This is a genomic window from Novosphingobium sp. FG137, assembly GCF_057809735.1.
In genome coordinates this window covers 110,908-129,599 of the sequence record NZ_JBMDKN010000006.1, presented here as the reverse complement: position 1 = coordinate 129,599, position 18,692 = coordinate 110,908, and the positions used below count along the sequence as shown (strand labels likewise).

The window sequence follows — 18,692 nt, the reverse complement described above, 5'->3', positions numbered from 1 at the left end:
AGGTGGGTTTGAGGGGGCACGATGGCCCCCTCCCGATCACTTCGGTGACGGTGTCGGCGAAGGAGTGGGCTTCAGGGCGTCCTTGGCCTCGCCTGCGCCCTGCTTGATGCGCTTGCCCAAGCGGTCTGCGGCTTCCTCGGCGCGGTCCATTGCGGCATCGGCCTTTGCGCCGATCTCTGCAGCGCCGGTGCTGGTGGCTTCGCGCGTATCGGAAGCGGCTGTCGACATGTCCTCACCGGCGGAGGTGGCGGTATCGGCCGCATTTTCCTTGGTCTTTTCCGAACAGGCGGAAAGCGCAAGGGCTGCGGCAAAGGCCGCGAGAGAAACTGTACGCATGGTTGGGGGATACCTTTCTGGCATGGACTTTCGTCCGGAGCGCGCGGTTCCCCCCCACAAACGCAAACGGCGCGGCGTCCACGTGGGACGCCGCGCCGCTGTGCGCGATTGGGCGCGGGTTATCAACCGAGATTCGCGCTCACCATGCAGTAAAGCATCGGCAGCGAGAGCAGCAGGTTGGTGCGGCTGGCGTAGAGCGCGCGGGGAGCGGCAGCAGCCTTCTCCTCGGCGGTCGCCTCGATGATGCCGAGGATCTTCTTCTGGGCCGGCCAGATGATGAACCACACGTTGAACGCCATGATGATGGCGAGCCACATGCCGACGCCGATCAGCTTCACGTTGCCTTCACCGCTGAAGGTCAGCGCTTCGTGGCCGTAACCGTCGACGATCGAGATCGCGAGGCCGGTGATAAGCGTGAGCAGCGCGCCATAGCGGAAGAAGAAGAACACCTTGGGCGCGATATGCCCGGTGATCGCGCCCTTCTGCTCGGCCGGGATCTTGGGCATGGTCGGCACCTGCACGAAGTTCAGGTAGTAGAGCAGTCCGATCCACAGGATGCCGAAGAAGGCGTGCGCCCAGCGGAACACCGAGTTGCCGTCAACCGGCGCGCTGGCATGGAAGGCGATCATCACGCCAATGGCGGCGGCGAGGCCAACCACCAGCACGAGATGCAGATTTCCAAAGAACTTTGCCATTTATGATTCCCCCGAAGAGATGGTTTTTGATGGCTTTCCGGCCACCCAGCCGGTCCGTAGCGTGTCATATGCGCGACAAGGCGTGCTTGTCATTGCATTTTAGGGCGATTCGTCAACCGGCGGGCGGGTTTTGCTCTACTTCCACTTCTGCTTCCTCGCCCAGCCCATGGCGCAGCAGCATGGGGATCTGCGCGAAGGTGAACAGGAACGAGAGCCCGCTCACGCCCCACAGCTTCACCAGCAGCCAGGTATCGAACGCAAGCGTGTGGCGCAGCACTTCGTTGAGCACGGCAAGGAACAGGAAGAACCACGCCCAGTTGCGCGAAAGCTTGAGCCAGCCTTCGTCCGAAAGCCCATCGAACGCGCTCTGCAGCAGCGTGCGCAGCATGGCCTTGCCGCGAAACAGCCCGCCGAACAGCACCCCGGCAAACAGCAAGTAGATCGCGGTCGGCTTGATCTGGATCCACACCGGATCGCCGAGGAACACGGTGAGCGAGCCGAAGCCGATGATGAGGATCGTCGAAAGCCACAGCATCGGGGAGATATGGCCAAGCCGCCATTTGGAAATCACCAGCGCCGCGACGGTGGCGATCATGAACACCACGGTCGATTTGGTAACGGCCACCACCGCGCCGAGGCTCTGGCCGTCCGCATCCTTCGGGCTGAACCAGCGGTAGGCCAGGAAGAACACGAGCAGCGGGCCGTAATCGACCGCGAGGTTCACCCAGGACGATTTGGGCTTGGCTGCAGGCTCGTTCACCGCACGACTCCCGCAATCACCCGCGCGACGAGATCAGGATCGAAGGGCCTGAGGTCATCGATCTTTTCGCCCACGCCGATGGCGTGGATGGGCAGGCCATATTGCTCCGCCGCCGCCACCAGCACGCCGCCGCGCGCGGTGCCGTCGAGCTTGGTCATAATCAGGCCCGAAACGCCCGCCACTTCCTTGAACGTCTCGATCTGCTGCAACGCGTTCTGCCCGTTGGTCGCATCGAGCACGAGCACTACGTCGTGCGGCGCTGCGGGATTGAGCCGGCCCAGCACGCGGCGCACTTTGGCGAGTTCGTCCATCAACTCGCGCTTGTTCTGGAGGCGCCCGGCGGTATCGACGATCAGCGCGTCGATGCCCTTGTCGGTCGCGGCCTTCACCGCGTCGAACACGATCGAGGCGGGATCGCCGCCTTCCGCGCCCGAGACGATTTCGATCCCCAGCCGGTCCGCCCAGACGCGCAGCTGGCCGATCGCGGCGGCGCGGAAGGTATCGCCCGCCGCCAGCATCACCGAATAGTCCTGCTCCTGAAACAAGTGCGCCAGCTTCGCGATCGTGGTCGTCTTGCCCGACCCATTGACCCCGATCACCAGAATCACCTGCGGGCGCGGGAAGGCCACGATTTCCAGCGGCTTTGCCACCGGGCGCAGGATGGCGGCGATTTCCTCAGCCACGGCTTCGGCAAGCGCGGTCTCGTCCACGCCCTTTTCGAAGCGGGCCGAGGCCAACTTTGCGCGGATCCGGGAGGCGGCACGCGGGCCGAGATCGGAGAGGATCAGCGCGTCTTCAAGGTCGTCAAGCTGCGCGTCGGTCAGGCGGGTGCCGCCAGCGAGGCCCGCAAGGTTCTCGGTCAGGCGTTCGGACGTCTTGCGCAGGCCGCCCATCAGGCGATCGGTCCAGCCGCCTGCCGCATCGGTGGTTGCGCTTGTCTCGGGGGTCATTCCAGCAGGCCTTCGCGAATTCGGGTCGGTGTCAGCATCACAATCTCCCCCGGCGCGGTGCCTTCCGGCAACCGGTAGGGGGCGAATTCGGGGGAATGGCCGGTTCCGTCGCGCTCGGCAAGCACTTCGCGCGGGCGCCCTATCAGGCCTTCCAGCCAGCGCGCACGGGCAACCGCGACGGCGGCGCGCACTTCGGCAGCGCGCTCGCGCACCACGGGCGGCGGTACTTGCGGCATGCGCGCAGCGGGTGTGCCGGGGCGGGGCGAGTAGGGAAACACGTGGCCGTGGACGATCCCGCAGTCTTCTACGATCGCCACGTTGGCTGCATGCATCGCGGCATCTTCGGTCGGGAACCCGGCGATGAGGTCTGCCCCGATGGCAATGTCTGGCCGCCTGGCGCGCAGCCGCTCGCTCAGCGCCACGGCTTCGGCGCGGGTATGGCGGCGCTTCATGCGCTTCAGGGTGAGGTCGTGCCCTGCCTGCAGCGAGAGATGGACGTGCGGCATGACCCTCGCCTCGCCGGTGATCAGCTCGAACAGCAGGCCGTCGATCTCCACCCCGTCGAGCGATGACAGGCGCAGGCGCGGGAGGGCCGGAAAGGCGCGCAGGATCGCCGCCACCAGATCGCCGAGGCGAGGGCTCTCGGGCAGATCCGCACCCCAGCCGGTCACGTCCACGCCCGTCAGCACCACCTCGTGCGCGCCTGCCGCAAGATGCCCCTCGACCACACCCAGCACTTCGGCGATGGGCTGCGACACGCTTTTCCCGCGCCCCGCAGGGATAATGCAGAAAGTGCAGGCATGATCGCACCCCGTCTGGACCGGCACGAAGGCACGGGTGTGGCGGGCTATTGGCGCCGGCAGGGATGCGTGCATCGGCTTTGGGCGCGCCTGCCACGATGCCAGATCGAGCTTCACGGTATTGGCCACCACGCCGTCCACTTCCGGCATGGCGGTGAAGTCCTCCGGCGCGATTGTCGCCGCGCAGCCGGTCACCAGCAGCCGTGCATCGGGATGTGCCGCACGCAGCCGCCGCACGGCGCGCCGCGATTGCCGCACCGCCTCTGCCGTCACGGCGCAGGAATTGACCACGACCGTGCGCTGCGGCGCCCCCGCCACCATCGCGCGGATCGCCTCGCTCTCGGCCAGATTGAGCCGGCAGCCGAGCGTGACCACCGCCTCGCTCACAGTCTGATGCTCACAGCGGGTAGGCTTCCTCGTCGAAAGTCCCGGCAAAGCTGAAGGAAGCCGGGCCGGACATCAGGATCCTGCCGCCCTCTGCCCAGGCAATCTCCAGTTGCCCGCCGGGCAAGTCCACCCGCACCGGGCCGGTTACCAATCGCCGCCGGATCGCCAGCACCGCCGCCGCGCATGCCCCGGTTCCGCAAGCCCGTGTCAGCCCCACGCCGCGTTCCCAAACGCGCAGCTTGATATGGCGCGGCCCCACGACAGAGGCGACGCCGACGTTGACCTTGACCGGAAACAGCGGGTCAGTCTCGATGATCGGCCCCAGCTGCGAGAGCATGACCGCATCGGCATCGGGCACGAAGAACACCACATGCGGATTGCCGACATTGACGGCCGCCGGGCTTTCCAGTTCCGCCCAGCCGACCGGCATGGACAGGGTATCCATCGCGTAGGCCAGCGGGATCTCGTCCCAACCGAACCGCGCTAGCCCCATGTCGACGCTGGCGCCGCTCATTGTCGCGGTCGAGGCGATCGTCCCGCCCAGCGTTTCGATCTTCTGCTCGCCGCCCAGCAGCAGCCCGACCGCGCGCGCGGCATTGCCGCAGGCTTCCACTTCGCTGCCATCGGCGTTGAAGATGCGCATGCGCACGTCGGCGGTGGCGGCAGGTTCCAGCACGATCAGCTGATCGCATCCGATCCCCGTGCGCCGTTCAGCGAGCGCGGCGGCGCGCGCTGCAGACATGGGGACGGGCACGTCACGCGCATCGATCACGATGAAATCGTTGCCGAGGCCGTGCATCTTGCGAAAAGCGACAGACATGCCGTCCGTCTAGGAGCCAGCGCCGCTCGGTGCAATCATTTCAGATTTCAGGCAGAAAGGGCACTCGGCGGTGTGGAAGGCGTTTCGTCCTTCGGCGTGGCGACCAGCAGGCCCTGCTCGGCCAGTTCGCGCTTCACATCTTCCGCAGAGGCCGGCTGTCCATAGAGATAGCCCTGGCCCTTGAAGTTGCCGAAGCGGCGCAGGGCGGAGAGGACTTCCGCGCTCTCGATCCCTTCCGCCGTGATCGGCAGCGCCATGCCGCGACCCAGCGAGGAGATGGCCTCCACGATCGAGGCGCTGTCCGCGCTGCGGGCGAGCGATGAAACGAAGCTGCGGTCGATCTTGATCCGGTCGAACGGCAGCGTGCGCAGCTGCGCAAGGCTCGAATAGCCGGTGCCGAAATCGTCGAGGCTGATGCGAATGCCCTGATTCTTGAGGCTGGTGATCAGCGATCGCACAACCGCGATGTTTTCATGCAGGCATGTCTCGGTGATCTCGATTTCCAGCCGGGTCGGCGGAAAGTTTGCGGCGACCAGCATCTTGAGCAGCCGCTGCGCAAACCACGGATCGCGCAGCTGCAGGGGCGAGATGTTGACCGACAGCGTGAGGCTGGAATCCCATGCCTTGGCGTCTTCCAGCGCCATCGTGATCAGCGCTTCGGAAAGTTCGGCAATAAGGCCGATTTCCTCGGCTACCGGGATGAACACTTCCGGGCTCACCATGCCGTGGCGCGGCGAAAGCCAGCGGGCCAGCATTTCGAAGCCGGTGATCTCGCCCGTCTCGAGGTCGATCTGCTTTTCGTAATAGGGCACGAATTCGCCGCGCTTCAGCCCGTCGCGAATGCCCTGTTCGAGCTCGCTGCGGAAGCGCAGTTCCTTTTCCATGGTCGGCTCGAACCATGCGAAGCGATTCCGTCCGCGCCGCTTGGCCTGATACATGGCAAGGTCGGCGCGGTGGAGCAGGTCCTGCGCGACCTGGTTCGCGCTGTGCAGCGCGCTGCTTGCACCCACGGCGATGCCGATCGAGGCGGTGACTTCCGCGCGCAGTCCGCCCGAGATGATCGGCTCGGCAAGGCCATCGTTGATCCGCACCGCCAGCCGCTCGACGGCGTTCTCGCCGCCCGGCGCGAAGATCACGGCACAGACGAATTCATCGCCGCCCAGCCGCGCAACCACGGAGCGTGTCGGCATGAGCGCCTCGATGCGCCGCGCGGTCTCCACCAACACCGCATCGCCCACTTTGTGGCCAAGCAGGTCGTTCGATCGCTTGAACTTGTCGAGGTCGATCATCATCACCGCGACCGCCTCACTGCTCTGTGCCGCCGCATTGACCAGTTGCGCGATGGCGTCGTCGAGGCTGCGGCGATTGAGGCAACCGGTCAGCGCATCGGTGCGCGCGAGCCGCGTGGCGCTTTCCTCGGCCTTGCGGCGCTCGGCGATCTCGGTCTGCAATTCGGCATAGCGGCGCCAGCCGAAGATCAGCAGCGCGATGTTGAGGATGAGGGCATTCGTCAGAAGCACGTCCGGGCTGCCGACTCCGTAGATCCAGCTGCGGGCAATGCCGGTGAGCACGGTCGATCCGGTGCCGACGAACAGGAAAATGGCCGCGACAAGGATGCCGAGCGCGACGAGATCACGCTCGGCGCGCTGGAGTGGCGGCTCGTGGCCCACCGCTTCGGTCCTGTCATGTTCAGCCTTCGCCATGATCGGCTTGCCCATTCCTTTCGGGTCCTATCCGGCAAATTAGCCACATGGGCTGAAGTTTTGGTTAAGGTCGACTTGCCGCTGCAGCTCGCCGCCGGGAAATGGGGCGCTCCGGCGTTGGGACTTGCGTTGCAGCCCCGTTTCGCGTAGGCGCGCGGCTCTGATTGGTAGCTGCGGCTGCCGGTTCAGGATAGTTTGATCCCGGTTTCCGTGTTGGACGCCATACGCTGGTCGGCGAGGTTTCGCCCACCGGCGTTTTTCGCGTTTCGCTGTGTTTCACCGGGAAAAAGGAGCGTAACGCGTGTTCGATAGTCTGTCAGACCGGCTTGGAGGCGTCTTCGATCGCCTGCGTGGTCGCGGCGCGCTGCGCGAGGAAGACGTCCAGGCCGCCATGCGCGAGGTGCGCATCGCGCTTCTCGAAGCCGACGTCGCGCTCCCCGTAGTCCGCCGCTTTATCGATTCGGTGACCGAGCAGGCCACCGGCCAGCAGGTCCTCAAATCGGTCACTCCCGGCCAGCAGGTCGTCAAGATCGTCAACGACGCGCTGGTCGAGATGCTGGGTTCGCAAACCGCCGAACTCGATCTCGCCGCCACGCCGCCCGTTGTCATCATGATGGTCGGCCTCCAGGGCTCGGGCAAGACGACGACGACCGCCAAGATCGGCAAGCTGCTCAAGGAAAAGCAGGGCAAGAAGGTCCTGATGGCCTCGCTGGACGTCAATCGTCCGGCGGCGCAAGAACAGCTTGCGGTGCTCGGTGAGCAGGCGGGCGTCGCCACGCTGCCGATCGTGCCCGGCCAGTCCCCGGTCGAGATCGCCCGCCGCGCGGTGAATGCCGCGAAGCTTCAGGCGGTTGACGTACTGATGCTCGATACCGCGGGCCGCCTCCACGTCGATCAGGCCCTGATGGACGAGATGAAGGCCGTCGCCGAAGTCTCGGCCCCGCGCGAAACGCTGCTGGTGGTCGATTCGCTGACCGGTCAGGACGCGGTCAACGTCGCGCAGAACTTTGCGGGCGAGGTCGATCTCACCGGCGTCGTGCTGACCCGCATGGACGGTGATGCACGCGGCGGTGCGGCGCTTTCGATGCGCGCGGTCACCGGCAAGCCGATCAAGTTCGCCGCCACCGGTGAAAAGCTTGATGCGATCGAGCAGTTCAATCCGGAGCGCGTGGCCGGTCGCATCCTCGGCATGGGCGATATCGTCTCGATCGTCGAGAAGGCGGCCGCCACGGTCAAGGCCGACGAGGCCGAAAAGCTCGCGCAGCGCATGGCCAAGGGCCAGTTCGACATGAACGACCTGCGCACCCAACTGCAGCAGATGCAGCGCATGGGCGGGCTTGGCGTGCTGGCGGGCCTCATGCCCGGCATGAAGAAGGCCAAGCAGGCCATGGCCAACTCTGGCATGGACGACCGCGTGCTGCTCCACATGGATGCGATCATCGGTTCGATGACCCCCAAGGAGCGCGAGCGCCCCGAACTGCTCAACGCCAAGCGCAAGATCCGCATCGCGAAGGGCTCCGGCACGCAGGTGCAGGACGTCAACAAGCTCATCAAGATGCACATGGAAATGGCGAAAGCCATGAAGCAGATCCGCAAGATGGGCGGGCTCAAGGGCCTCGCTGCCATGTTCGGTGGCGGCGGCATGGGCGGCGCGCTCGGCGGCGGCGATGGCGGTGCGGGCCCTGGTCAGCTCCCCGGCGGCGGTATGGGCGGCATGCCCGGCCTGCCCGGTTTGGGCGGCGGCAACATGCCCGCCAACCTCGGCGATCTGCTCAGGAAAAAGTGATTTCAGTTTCAGTTTCAGTTTTACTCGGAAAGGTTTGAAGTATGTCGGTTTCCCTTCGTCTCTCGCGCGGTGGCTCGAAGAAGCGCCCCTATTACAAGGTCGTGGTCGCCAACAGCCGTTCGCCCCGCGATGGCGCCTACCTTGAGCAGGTCGGCACCTACAACCCGCTCCTCGCCAAGGATGATGCCAACCGCGTCCGCCTGACCGAGGACCGCGTGCGCTACTGGCTCGGCGTCGGCGCCCAGCCGACCGACCGCGTTGCTCGCATGCTCGACAAGGCCGGCATCAAGGAACGCGCCGCCACTGTGAACCCTGCGAAGGGTGAGCCGGGCAAGAAGGCCAAGGAGCGCGCTGAAGACCGCGCCAAGAAGATCGCCGAGGCTGAAGAAGCCAAGCGTGAGGCCGAAGAAGCTGCCGCTGCTGCTGCCGCCGCTCCGGCCGTTGAAGAAGCCCCGGTTGCTGAAGAGGCGCCTGCTGAAGAAGCACCTGCTGAAGAAGCTGCTGCCGAGCAGGCCGAAGGCTAAGCCGGACAATGAACGCACGCCCCGTCACGCTCGCTGCGATCAGCGGCGCGCATGGCGTGGGCGGCGATGTGCGGCTGAAACTGTTCGGGGAAGGGGTGGAAAGCCTCAAGGCCCACGCCCGGTTCAACGATGGCGCTCTCACGCTCACCAAGCTGCGTGATGACGGCAAGGGCGGCGCCATCGCCCGCTTTGCTGAAGTGGCAGACCGCACTGCGGCTGAAAAGCTGCGCGGCGCCGTGCTCACGGTGCCGCGCGCCAGCCTCCCGCCGCTGGCGGAAGGCGAATACTACTACACCGATCTGATCGGCCTCCCCGCGGTCTCGACCGGGGGTGAGGTGCTCGGCACCTGCATCGCGGTCGAAAATTTCGGTGCGGGCGATGTGCTCGAAATCGAGCGGCCTGCCGAAGCGGGCAAGCCGCCCAAGCGCTTCATGGTCCCGATGCGCGCCGAGGCCGTGCCCGAATGGAACGGCGAACGGCTGGTGATCGAGGCCGCTTACGCGGCTGACTGACAGGTCGCGGGCTCGCCGCAAACGTCATCATCCTGCTTCCGCGCTTGCGGCTTAATCAGGTCGCGCACCAGCATGCGCAGTTCATCCCACAGCGTCGGCACCGGGCGGCCATCGCGGCCGCGGATCTCGCGCGCCTGCAAGGCTGCCTTGTGGGCTTCGGCCCAACCACGGCTCCAGAATTCGTCCATCATCGCTCGTCTCCTTGGCTGATGGGGGCATTGTGCCTTGTCGCTGCGCGTCCAGCCAACAAAAGCTCTGGCATATCCTATAAGGTCGCCTTATTTGTGAAGCGTGCCTGAGCTTCCCCCTTTGTCCGCCGTTCGCGTGTTCGAAGCTGCCGCAAGGCTGGAGAATTTCAGCCGAGCGGCGGAAGAGCTCGGGATGACGCAAGCGGCCGTCAGCTATCAAGTGCGCCAATTGGAAGACCGGGTCGGGCGCCCGTTGTTCCTGCGCGAAAAGGGGCGTGTACGCTTGTCCGAGGCGGGCCGCCGCCTTGCGCCCGCCGTGTCCACCGCGCTCGCCGATATCGCCGCCGCCTTCGCCAACCTCACGGCAGACGATAGCGGCGTCCTTGCGATCAGCACGATCCCCTCGTTCGGCGGCACCTGGCTCAGCACGCGCATCGGCCGGTTTCAGGTCGCCATGCCCGATCTCGCGCTGCGCCTCGCCACCACTGGCCGCATCACCGATTTCGCGCGTGACGGGATCGATGTCGCGATCCGTTCGGGCGTAGGGCCATGGCCGGGCCTCACCCGCGAATTCCTCATGCGCTACCATGTCACACCGATCTGCTCGCCCGGCTTTCTCGAGGCGAACGCCATTCGCGAACCGGCAGACCTCCTGGGCGTCCAGCGTCTCGCCCCCGAAGACCCGTGGTGGCCCAGTTGGTTTGCACTCGCCGGGGTCGCCATGCCCGATGCCGCGCCGCCCGCCGGCATCGCGTTCGATAGCCAGATGGAAGAGGCCCGGCTGGCAGGCGCAGGCTTCGGTGCCGCGCTGATGACGCCGGTGTTCTGGCGCGATGAACTTGCAGCAGGCACGCTCGTCCAGCCATTCCCGCAGGTCTTCATGCCCCCCGTCTCGCTGTGGCTGGTGCGCCCCGAAGGCCGCCACGGCGTGCGCAAGATTGAACGTTTCCGCGAATGGCTCCTCGCCGAAATGGCCGCCGAACGTGCGCGGGGGCTGGCCCCGCCCGAAGTCTGGGTACCACCCGCGGGCTAGCGCGCGCCGGGGGTGTTCAAGCGAGCAAGGCTGCGGCCATTCAAGCCTTCCGCGCACAGAGTTCGTCGATTGAGCGGCGCTGCCAGACCATCGTAACACTCCAGTAACAGCGCGGCGGTATAGACTGCCATAGATGAACGCGCCTTTCGCTTCGTCACTTTCGGCAACAGCAAGCCCGCTGTGGCAGGACCTGTCGGCCTACGAAGTCGGGCCGCTCGATGCCGATCTCCCCTTCACCCGGCGCCTCGCCCGCGAAAACGGCTGGACTGATCCGCACGCCGCCCGCGTGTTCGAGGAATATCGCCGCTTCCTCTACCTCGCCGCCACAGCCCCGCACCCGGTCACCCCGTCCGATGCGGTCGATCAGGCCTGGCATCTCCACCTCACCTACACGCGCGATTACTGGGAGCGGCTCTGCCCGCAAGTGCTCGGCCGCGCGCTGCACCATGGCCCGACCAAGGGCGGCCGCGCGGAAGGCGAGCGCTACTTCGAGCAATATGCGCTCACCTTGCGCAGCTACGAAGCCGCATTTGGCCCCGCGCCCGAGGATATCTGGCCCGATGCGCGCCGCCGCCTCCTGGTCGATCCGGAGGGCCGCCGCGTGCATCCGCGCGAGGTGCTGATCATTCCGCGCCGCCGCGCATGGCTGGCGCTCCTGCTTTTCTTCGTTGGTTTCCTGCTCTGGAGGCTTCTGTGACCGGTCTTGGCCCGCTCGATCTGCATGGCCCTGAATTCCTGCTGCTCTATCTTGAACTGGCGCTGATTGCGCTGGCCGCCGCCTTTATCATCCCGCGCTATCTGCGCCCCGAAGGCCAGTCGGGCCGCCGCCCGGATGAAGACGAACTCGCACTCCTCGCCGGCGGCCGCGAACGCCTTGCCGAGGCGGTGACGGTGCGGCTCCTCGCCGAAGGTGCGGCGATTGTGCAGAGTGGCGGCACGCTCGCCATCCGCGATCCGCAGGGCGGCCGCACACCAGCCGAACGCCGCGTCGCAAGGCTGACTTCGCCTGCGCAGTGGCGCGATGTTCACCGCGCTCTGTCGGACCACGCCGAAGCGATCGAGCGCCGGCTGGAAGACAAAGGCTTATGGATCGGCCGCGATGCCGCCCGCCAGCTCCGCCTGATCCAGACCGCGCCGCTTGCGCTGCTGTTCCTGTTCGGTCTCGCCAAGTGGATCGTCGGCGCGATGCGGGATCGCCCGGTTGGCCTGCTCACCGCCCTGCTGTTCGTCACCGCCGTCGTCGCGGTCCTGCGCTATGCCGCGCTCGATCGCCGCACCGGAGCCGGCAAGGCCGCGCTGGCGCAGGCGCGCTTCGAAGCCGCCCGCCTGCGCCGCGCCGCGCCGACCGACGAGGCTCCCCTCGCGGTCGCGCTGTTCGGCACGGCGGTGCTGACGGGCTCGTGGCTCTCAGACTTTCACCGCATGCGCAGCGCTGGCAGCGGGAGTGATGCCGGGGGCGGGAGCGGTTGCAGCGGCGGGGGAGGAGGTTGCGGCGGAGGAGGAGGCTGCGGCGGTTGCGGAAGCTGAGCCAGCACCCAAGTCCTCCTGCCCCCTTTCGCTAAGCTCGCAATGGCGAGAATTTGGTGCCACTCTCCCCGCTTCTGACTGGGAGGCATGGCATGCGGTTCAATGGTATCCTTCTTGCGTTTATGGCAAGCGCCATGCCGGTTCCGCTTCTCGCCCAAACTGCCGAGCCAGCCGCCGCCACCGATCCCGCCGCATTTGATACCGAGATAAATGCCATCCTCACCAAATGGATGGCCGAAAACCATATTCCCGGCATGGTCTTCGGCATGGTGAAGGACGGCCGCCTTGCCTACGTCCAAGGCGAAGGCGTGCAGGATAACACCGCCAAACGCCCGGTTACGCCGGACAGCCTGTTCCGCATCGCCTCGATGACCAAGGCCTTCACGGCGATGTCGATCCTCAAGCTGCGCGACGAGGGCCGTCTCGCGCTAGACGATCCGGCGGACCGCTATGTACCCGAACTGCGCGGCTGGACGTATCCCACCAGCGATTCGCCGCGCATTACGATCCGCGATCTGCTTACCCACAGCGCCGGCTTCGTGACGGACGATCCGTGGGGCGACCGCCAGCAAGTGCTCTCGCAAACGGCCTTCACCGCGATCCTCAAGGCGGGCGTCCCCTTCACCCGTGCGCCCGAGATGCGCCACGAATATGCCAACCTCGGCTACGCGATCCTCGGGCGGGTGATCGCCAACATCACGAAGGCCCCCTACCGCAGCTTCGTCGAACAGCGCCTGCTGACCCCGCTGGACATGACCGCCAGCGGGTTCGACGTCCTGGCTCACCCCAAGGACAAGCGCGCCATTGGCTACAGGTGGGAAAACGAGGCCTGGGCCGAGGAGCCCACAATGAAGGACGGCGCCTTCAATGCGATGGGCGGCCTCGAAGTCAGCGCCACGGACTATGCCAAATGGCTCGCCTTCATTGTTTCGGCATGGCCCACGCGCGACGGCGCGGATACCGGCCCGGCCAAGCGCGCCACAGTGCGGCAGGTCATGCGCGGCGTGAACAATGCCGCCGTGTTCCACCGCTATGCCACCGATGGCGACAAGCAGTGCCCCGGCACCGTCTCCTACGGCATGGGCTGGCGGATCATCGGCGATTGCGACTACGGCACCGTCCTCGCCCACGGCGGCGGCTATCCGGGCTACGGCAGCCATGTCATGGTTCTGCCCGAATACGGCGTCGCCTTCTTTGCGCTGACCAATCGCACCTATTCCGGCCCCAGCCAGCCGGTGTGGGACATCGCCGCCCTGCTGCGCACGAAGGGCGTGATCGCGCGGCGTGCCGAGCCGGTCTCCGAGGACCTCGCCAGCTTCTATACCGCCGCGCAGACAGTCTGGTCCGCAGGCACGGTGGACGCGCTGCAAGGCCGCGTTTCGATGAACTTCCCGATGGACCGCACCGCCGCCAACTGGGTCAAAGTGCTGGCGGAAACCAAGGCCAAGTCGGGCGCATGCGAGGCAACAGCGCCCATCACCGCAGAAGGGGCAATGAGCGGCACTTTCACGTGGAAGTGCGAGAAGGGCAGCATCGAGGGCACTGTCCTGCTTGCGCCGACGAAGCCGATCACGCTGCAGGCGCTGGGGTTTGCCTTCGAGGGGAAGGATTGATCTGCAGTCGCCCGCCTGCAAAGAGATTTTAACGCGCGCGGGCTAGCCCTGCGTGCATGTCCAGCGCCCCCGCCCGATCCATACTTGGCACTGTCTTTCGGTTGCTGACTTTGCGGCAAATCAGTCTGTGGCGGCTTCCGTGCGAACCCCGCGCGGTCTCCCTGCTCTGGCTCGGTGGCTACCTCATCCTCAAGCTTGCCAGCCCGAATCGCGAGATGTGGTACTACGATCTTGCTCAGCCGCTTGCGCAGCTAGGTCTTGCCGTGGTGGCCGGTCTTCTTGCAGCGTCAATTCTGGGCAAGGGCGGCGATGCCCTGCGCTTCGTGTTCGCGTTCCTTCTGATCGCTCTCGTTTGCCTTCTGCTCCAGACCGCCCTCGATCAGCTTGCATCAGATGGCGGGCCGGATAGCCCGTCGCAGACTTTGATCGTGCCGGCCTTCGGCGTGATCGCTGCCGTACGCTTCGTTTCCACGGCATCGGGCTGGAACCGGGTGAGCGACAAGCTGCGCGCCGCTGTGGCTGTCTCGCTGGTTCTTGCCGCGTCGCTGGCCTGGAACGAGGGGGAGAGAGCTTTGTTCCACTACGCTGCCGCGCACGAGGACCGGCCCAGGCTGCCCGATTTTGATGCCGAAGAGCTTTGGACGGCGCAGCCTGCACTTGTTTCAACTGCTCTGGCGCATCTCCCGGCCGCTGATGACCGCGCACCCCGCACCTTCATTGTGGGAGTCGCTGCCGGCGGTATGCAGCGGCTCTTCGGGCGCGAAGTTTCCAAGGCCAGTGGGGCTCTGGCAGGTAGGTTCGGCGCTGGCAGCGGCGCTGCCGTGCTTTCGAATAGTGAAGCCGATATCATGCGCTTGCCATTGGCCAATCGGACCAATCTTGGCGCTGTGCTGGACGAGATCGGCCGACGTGCCGATCCCAAGCGCGATCTTGTCGTACTCTACCTCGCCTCCCACGGCAGCCGGGATGGCGAGCTGTCGACCGGACTGCCGGACTACACCCGGCTGCAGCCCGTCAACGCGGATTTCCTCGCCGAAGCTTTGCACAAGGCGCGGGTCGGGCGCCGCATGATCGTGGTCTCAGCTTGTTATTCAGGCAGCTGGATCAAGCCACTTGCGTCGCCCGATACGATCCTGATGACGGCCAGCGCCGCCGATCGCACCTCATTTGGCTGCGAAGACAAGCGCGACACGACCCTGTTCGGCGAAGCTTTCATCCGCCACATGGGCGGGCGCGGCGTTTCGTTGCAGGATGCCTTCGCGCGGGTGCGGGCCGATATCGACAAGGATGAGACGGCAGGCGGGAACACGCATTCGTTGCCCCAAAGCTTTGTCGGCCCAAATATGCAGACGCTGTGGATCAAGCGGGATTGAAATTGACGCCCGGGCCCCTTTGAGGAAGGGGAAAGCATGACCTTCCTCGCCACCGTCCTCACGCTCTACCCGGAGATGTTCCCCGGCCCCCTCGGCATCAGCCTTGCAGGCCGCGCCATGGCGGAAGGCAAGTGGGCCATCGATACCGTTCAGATCCGCGATTTCGCGGCCGACAAGCACCGCACGGTTGACGATACCCCGGCAGGCGGCGGCGCTGGCATGGTGCTGCGGGTCGATGTGCTGGCCAAGGCCATCGACCATGCGCGCCAATTCCTCCCCGGAACGGGGAGGGGGACCACCGGAGGTGGTGGAGGGGCAGGTTCGGACGGGCATGACCTCGCCGGTTGGGAAGAACGGCATGTGCCCCTCCACCATCCTGCGGATGGTCCCCCTCCCCCGGTGGGGGAGGAACGCCCTGTCATCGCGCTCACCCCGCGCGGCAAGCCCCTCACGCAGGCCCGCGTGCGCGAGCTTGCAGGCGGCCCCGGCGTCATCCTGCTGTGCGGCCGGTTCGAAGGTTTCGACGAGCGCATCTTCGAAGGGCGGGGCGTCGAGGAAGTCTCTGTCGGCGATATCGTGCTTTCGGGCGGCGAACCGGCGGCGCTGATGCTTCTCGATGCTTGCATTCGGCTGCTTCCCGGCGTAATGGGCGCGCCTTCCAGTGGGTCAGAAGAGTCGTTCGAGAACGGCCTCCTCGAGTACCCACATTATACCCGACCCCAGGAATGGGAAGGGCGCACGATCCCTGAAGTGCTGCGATCGGGGGATCATGCGAAAATCGCTTCATGGCGGAAACGCCGGTCTGAAGACGATACCCGGTCACGCAGGCCGGACCTTTGGGAGCGCCACACCGGCGTTCGGGTCCAGTCTGCCTCTGGCGCGCAGCGTGAAGTGCAGGACGATTGAGTCATGAACATCATTCAGCAGCTTGAGGCTGAAGCCATCGCCGAATTCAAGGCGAAGAAGACCATCCCCGAATTCCGCGCTGGCGATACGCTGCGCGTGGGCGTGCGCGTCGTCGAAGGTGAGCGCACCCGCGTTCAGGCCTACGAAGGCGTGTGCATCGCGCGTTCGAACCGCGGCCTCGGCTCGAACTTCACCGTTCGCAAGATTTCGTTCGGCGAAGGCGTGGAGCGCGTGTTCCCGCTCTACTCGCCCAACATCGACAGCATCACCGTGGTCCGCCGCGGCGTCGTGCGTCGTGCCAAGCTCTATTACCTGCGTGGCCGCACCGGCAAGTCGGCGCGTATTGCCGAGCGCAAGACGATTAAAACCACCACGGAAAGCTGACCGGGGCGGGCTCCATAGCCCACCGCCTGGGGCACCGCAGCGTGCTTCAAGAGGCGCCCCGGCAACCAAGCCGGGGCGCCTCTTTTCGTTTTGCCATACCTTAGCCAAGGACCATCGCTCCCATGCGACTGCTGACCACTCTGCTCGCTGCGAGCATGCTCGCCGTTGCTGCGCCCGTTCTTGCCGCCGAGACGAAGGAAACCGCCGTGACTGCACCCCAGACCGCACCGGCGCTCACGCTCGAGCGCGTCTTCGCCAGCCCCAGCCTGGCGGGGCCGGTGCCGCGCGCGGTCAAGCTTTCGCCCGATGGCCGCTATGTCACCGTGCTGCGGGGCCGTCCGGATGACCGTGAGCGCTACGATCTGTGGGGGTTCGACCGGAAGGCCGGGCAGTGGCGCATGCTGGTCGATTCCAAAAAGCTCTCCTCGGGTCGCGAACTTTCCGAAGCCGAGAAGATGCAGCGCGAGCGCCAGCGCATCGGGGATCTGAAGGGCATCGTCAGCTACGAATGGACGGCGGACAGCACCGCGGTGCTCGTCCCCATCGATGGCGATCTGCTGCTCGCGGGCCTCGATGGCTCGGTGCGCAAGATCGCGGGCACGAAGGGCGGCGAGCTTGATCCCTCGCTCAGCCCCAAGGGCGGCCATATCGCCTTCGTGCGCGACCAGCGGCTCTTCGTGGGAGCTGTGGACGGCAAGACCGAACCACAGGCCGTGACACCCGCCGAAGCCGCCGCCACGGTCCACTGGGGCGAGGCCGAGTTCGTCGCACAGGAGGAAATGAACCGCTTCAAGGGCTACTGGTGGTCGCCCGATGGCGCGCACCTTGCCGTCGAGCGTTTCGATGAAGCAGGCGTCGGCACAGTGACCCGCGCAGCGATCGGCGCGGAGGGCACCAAGACCTTCGAGCAACGTTATCCGGTGGCCGGCAGCGCCAATGCCGAAGTCTCGCTCTGGGTGATCGGCGCCGATGGCCAGAGCCGGGTGCAGGTGGACCTTGGCGCTGACAAAGACATCTACCTCGCCCGCGTCGATTGGGCGCCCGATGGCAAGGCGCTCTACGTGCAGCGCGAAAACCGCGCGCAGTCGAAGCTCGACATGCTCAAGGTCGATCCGGCCACCGGCAAGGCCGAAGTTCTCTTCACCGAGACCGCCGCCAAGGACAGCTGGATCAACCTCTCGGACGCTTATCGCTTCCTCGCCGATGGGAGCCTGATCTGGCTCTCGGAGCGCGACGGCTTTGCGCACCTCTATCACTTCAAGGCTGGCGCCTGGACGCAGCTCACCAAGGGGGCCTGGGTCGTCACCGATCTGCTCGGCGTCGACCAGAAGACCGGGCGCGTCACCTTTGTTGGCACCAAGGACGATGTCCTCGCGCCGCAGGTCTATGCCTTCGATCTGAAGCACCCGGAAAAGCTCGACCGACTGACCGATCCTGCCTTCCAAAATAGCGCCGCGATGGACCGCAAGGGCCAGACCCTCGTCGTCACCCGCAGCGCCGATGCGCAGCCGCCGCAATCTTACCTCGCAGACGCATCGGGCAAGCGCCTTGCGTGGATCGAGGAAAACCGCATCGAGGGGCTTCACCCCTACGCGCCATACCTCGCCAGCCACCGCAAGGCCGTGTTCGGCACGATCCCGGCGGAAGACGGCACCCCGCTCCACTGGATGATGATCACCCCGCCGCTGGAGCCGGGCAAACGCTACCCGGTGTTCTCCTACCACTACGGCGGCCCGCATGCGCAAGTCGTCGGCAAGGGCTGGCAGGGGGCGCTGGCGCAGGCGATTGTCGACAAGGGCTATATCTACTTCGCCATCGACGGGCGCGGGTCCGACAATCGCGGCGTGGTCTTCGAAAGCGCGATCAATCGCGCGATGGGCACGGTCGAAGTGGCCGACCAGCTTGCAGGCGTGCGCTACCTGAAGTCGCTCGCCTTCGTCGATCCGGCGCGGGTCAGCACGTTCGGCTGGTCCTATGGCGGCTACATGACGCTCAAGATGCTGGAAGAGCATCCGGGCGAATGGGCTGCCGGCATCGCGGTTGCCCCCGTCACGCGCTGGGAGCTTTACGATACGCACTATACCGAGCGCTATCTTGGCGATCCGAACAAGGAGCCCAAGGTCTACGAAGCCTCGGGCGCGCTCGCCGATGCCGCGAAGATCCGCGATCCGCTGATGCTAATCCACGGTATGGCGGACGACAACGTCGTGTTCGAAAACTCGACCGCGCTCATCGCCAAGCTGCAAGGCGAGGCTGTGCCGTTCGAAATGATGCTCTACCCCGGCTACACCCACCGCATCGGCGGGCCCAAGGTCAGCAAGCATCTCTACGAAACCGTATTCCGCTTCCTCGACCGGCACGGCGTGGGTAGCGGGCAATAAGCCAATTGGGGCCG

General features: G+C 65.8%; 19 protein-coding genes. 11 read left to right on the top strand and 8 right to left on the bottom strand.

Features of this window, described 5'->3' with window-relative positions:
* Positions 1-36: 36 nt before the first annotated feature.
* The 7 genes from ACODS2_RS17430 to ACODS2_RS17400 form a co-directional block, all read right to left on the bottom strand.
* Complete coding sequence (locus ACODS2_RS17430) at positions 37-336, bottom strand: hypothetical protein (RefSeq protein ID WP_488999961.1); 300 nt, start codon at positions 334-336, stop codon at positions 37-39.
* Between the two features lie 122 nt (positions 337-458).
* Positions 459-1,031, bottom strand: a complete 573-nt coding sequence (locus ACODS2_RS17425; RefSeq protein ID WP_298172719.1) for a urate hydroxylase PuuD — start codon at positions 1,029-1,031, stop codon at positions 459-461.
* Between the two features lie 112 nt (positions 1,032-1,143).
* A complete protein-coding gene (locus ACODS2_RS17420; RefSeq protein ID WP_298172722.1) occupies positions 1,144-1,791 on the bottom strand; it encodes an inner membrane-spanning protein YciB in 648 nt (215 codons plus the stop codon).
* Positions 1,788-2,741, bottom strand: coding sequence for a signal recognition particle-docking protein FtsY (gene ftsY, locus ACODS2_RS17415; RefSeq protein WP_488999960.1), 954 nt, complete (start codon positions 2,739-2,741; stop codon positions 1,788-1,790). The genes ACODS2_RS17420 and ftsY overlap by 4 nt, the downstream gene beginning before the upstream one ends.
* Positions 2,738-3,928: a MiaB/RimO family radical SAM methylthiotransferase gene (locus ACODS2_RS17410; RefSeq protein ID WP_488999959.1), complete on the bottom strand. Its 1,191-nt coding sequence runs from the start codon at positions 3,926-3,928 to the stop codon at positions 2,738-2,740. The genes ftsY and ACODS2_RS17410 overlap by 4 nt, the downstream gene beginning before the upstream one ends.
* Before the next feature lie 10 nt (positions 3,929-3,938).
* Complete coding sequence (dapF, locus tag ACODS2_RS17405) at positions 3,939-4,748, bottom strand: diaminopimelate epimerase (protein WP_488999958.1); 810 nt, start codon at positions 4,746-4,748, stop codon at positions 3,939-3,941.
* 47 nt (positions 4,749-4,795) lie between these two features.
* Positions 4,796-6,451: a putative bifunctional diguanylate cyclase/phosphodiesterase gene (locus ACODS2_RS17400; protein WP_488999957.1), complete on the bottom strand. Its 1,656-nt coding sequence runs from the start codon at positions 6,449-6,451 to the stop codon at positions 4,796-4,798.
* 301 nt (positions 6,452-6,752) lie between these two features.
* Between ACODS2_RS17400 and ffh the strand changes: the two genes are divergently transcribed.
* The 3 genes from ffh to rimM are packed head-to-tail and all read left to right on the top strand — an operon-like array spanning position 6,753 to position 9,273.
* The gene (gene ffh, locus ACODS2_RS17395; RefSeq protein WP_488999956.1) at positions 6,753-8,237 is read left to right on the top strand and encodes a signal recognition particle protein; all 1,485 of its coding nucleotides are present in this window, start codon (positions 6,753-6,755) and stop codon (positions 8,235-8,237) included.
* Positions 8,238-8,278: 41 nt separating this feature from the next.
* Positions 8,279-8,761, top strand: coding sequence for a 30S ribosomal protein S16 (rpsP, locus tag ACODS2_RS17390; protein WP_488999955.1), 483 nt, complete (start codon positions 8,279-8,281; stop codon positions 8,759-8,761).
* Positions 8,762-8,769: 8 nt separating this feature from the next.
* Complete coding sequence (rimM, locus tag ACODS2_RS17385; RefSeq protein WP_488999954.1) at positions 8,770-9,273, top strand: ribosome maturation factor RimM; 504 nt, start codon at positions 8,770-8,772, stop codon at positions 9,271-9,273.
* Here rimM and ACODS2_RS17380 read toward each other — a convergent pair.
* Positions 9,258-9,464: a hypothetical protein gene (locus ACODS2_RS17380; RefSeq protein WP_488999953.1), complete on the bottom strand. Its 207-nt coding sequence runs from the start codon at positions 9,462-9,464 to the stop codon at positions 9,258-9,260. The genes rimM and ACODS2_RS17380 overlap by 16 nt on opposite strands.
* A 100-nt stretch (positions 9,465-9,564) precedes the next feature.
* On the opposite strand from ACODS2_RS17380, the gene ACODS2_RS17375 reads away from it, so the two are divergent.
* From ACODS2_RS17375 to ACODS2_RS17340, 8 genes are all read left to right on the top strand, one after another.
* A complete protein-coding gene (locus ACODS2_RS17375) occupies positions 9,565-10,494 on the top strand; it encodes a LysR substrate-binding domain-containing protein (protein WP_488999952.1) in 930 nt (309 codons plus the stop codon).
* 133 nt (positions 10,495-10,627) lie between these two features.
* Entirely contained in the window at positions 10,628-11,191 is a 564-nt protein-coding gene (locus ACODS2_RS17370; protein WP_488999951.1) for a glycine-rich domain-containing protein, read from the top strand.
* Positions 11,188-12,021: a TIGR04222 domain-containing membrane protein gene (locus ACODS2_RS17365; protein ID WP_488999950.1), complete on the top strand. Its 834-nt coding sequence runs from the start codon at positions 11,188-11,190 to the stop codon at positions 12,019-12,021. The genes ACODS2_RS17370 and ACODS2_RS17365 overlap by 4 nt, the downstream gene beginning before the upstream one ends.
* A gap of 134 nt (positions 12,022-12,155) precedes the next feature.
* Positions 12,156-13,634 (top strand): serine hydrolase domain-containing protein, encoded by a 1,479-nt coding sequence (locus tag ACODS2_RS17360; protein WP_488999949.1) that lies wholly within the window; start codon positions 12,156-12,158, stop codon positions 13,632-13,634.
* A 110-nt stretch (positions 13,635-13,744) separates the two neighbouring features.
* Entirely contained in the window at positions 13,745-15,007 is a 1,263-nt protein-coding gene (locus ACODS2_RS17355; RefSeq protein WP_488999948.1) for a C13 family peptidase, read from the top strand.
* Between the two features lie 36 nt (positions 15,008-15,043).
* Positions 15,044-15,913, top strand: a complete 870-nt coding sequence (gene trmD / locus ACODS2_RS17350; protein ID WP_488999947.1) for a tRNA (guanosine(37)-N1)-methyltransferase TrmD — start codon at positions 15,044-15,046, stop codon at positions 15,911-15,913.
* A gap of 3 nt (positions 15,914-15,916) precedes the next feature.
* On the top strand, positions 15,917-16,297 hold the full coding sequence (gene rplS / locus ACODS2_RS17345) for a 50S ribosomal protein L19 (protein WP_292946215.1): 381 nt from the start codon (positions 15,917-15,919) through the stop codon (positions 16,295-16,297).
* 122 nt (positions 16,298-16,419) lie between these two features.
* Positions 16,420-18,678, top strand: coding sequence for a S9 family peptidase (locus tag ACODS2_RS17340; RefSeq protein ID WP_488999946.1), 2,259 nt, complete (start codon positions 16,420-16,422; stop codon positions 18,676-18,678).
* The last annotated feature ends 14 nt before the right edge of the window (positions 18,679-18,692 follow it).

Coding starts and splice junctions, on each gene's coding strand:
- ACODS2_RS17370 (WP_488999951.1), top strand. CDS start 10,628: ATGAACGCGCCTTTCGCTTCGTCACTTTCGGCAACAGCAAGCCCGCTG.
- ACODS2_RS17400 (WP_488999957.1), bottom strand. CDS start 6,451: ATGGCGAAGGCTGAACATGACAGGACCGAAGCGGTGGGCCACGAGCCG.
- ftsY (WP_488999960.1), bottom strand. CDS start 2,741: ATGACCCCCGAGACAAGCGCAACCACCGATGCGGCAGGCGGCTGGACC.
- ACODS2_RS17360 (WP_488999949.1), top strand. CDS start 12,156: ATGCCGGTTCCGCTTCTCGCCCAAACTGCCGAGCCAGCCGCCGCCACC.
- ACODS2_RS17425 (WP_298172719.1), bottom strand. CDS start 1,031: ATGGCAAAGTTCTTTGGAAATCTGCATCTCGTGCTGGTGGTTGGCCTC.
- ACODS2_RS17430 (WP_488999961.1), bottom strand. CDS start 336: ATGCGTACAGTTTCTCTCGCGGCCTTTGCCGCAGCCCTTGCGCTTTCC.
- ACODS2_RS17340 (WP_488999946.1), top strand. CDS start 16,420: ATGCGACTGCTGACCACTCTGCTCGCTGCGAGCATGCTCGCCGTTGCT.
- dapF (WP_488999958.1), bottom strand. CDS start 4,748: ATGTCTGTCGCTTTTCGCAAGATGCACGGCCTCGGCAACGATTTCATC.
- trmD (WP_488999947.1), top strand. CDS start 15,044: ATGACCTTCCTCGCCACCGTCCTCACGCTCTACCCGGAGATGTTCCCC.
- ACODS2_RS17380 (WP_488999953.1), bottom strand. CDS start 9,464: ATGATGGACGAATTCTGGAGCCGTGGTTGGGCCGAAGCCCACAAGGCA.
- rimM (WP_488999954.1), top strand. CDS start 8,770: ATGAACGCACGCCCCGTCACGCTCGCTGCGATCAGCGGCGCGCATGGC.
- rplS (WP_292946215.1), top strand. CDS start 15,917: ATGAACATCATTCAGCAGCTTGAGGCTGAAGCCATCGCCGAATTCAAG.
- rpsP (WP_488999955.1), top strand. CDS start 8,279: ATGTCGGTTTCCCTTCGTCTCTCGCGCGGTGGCTCGAAGAAGCGCCCC.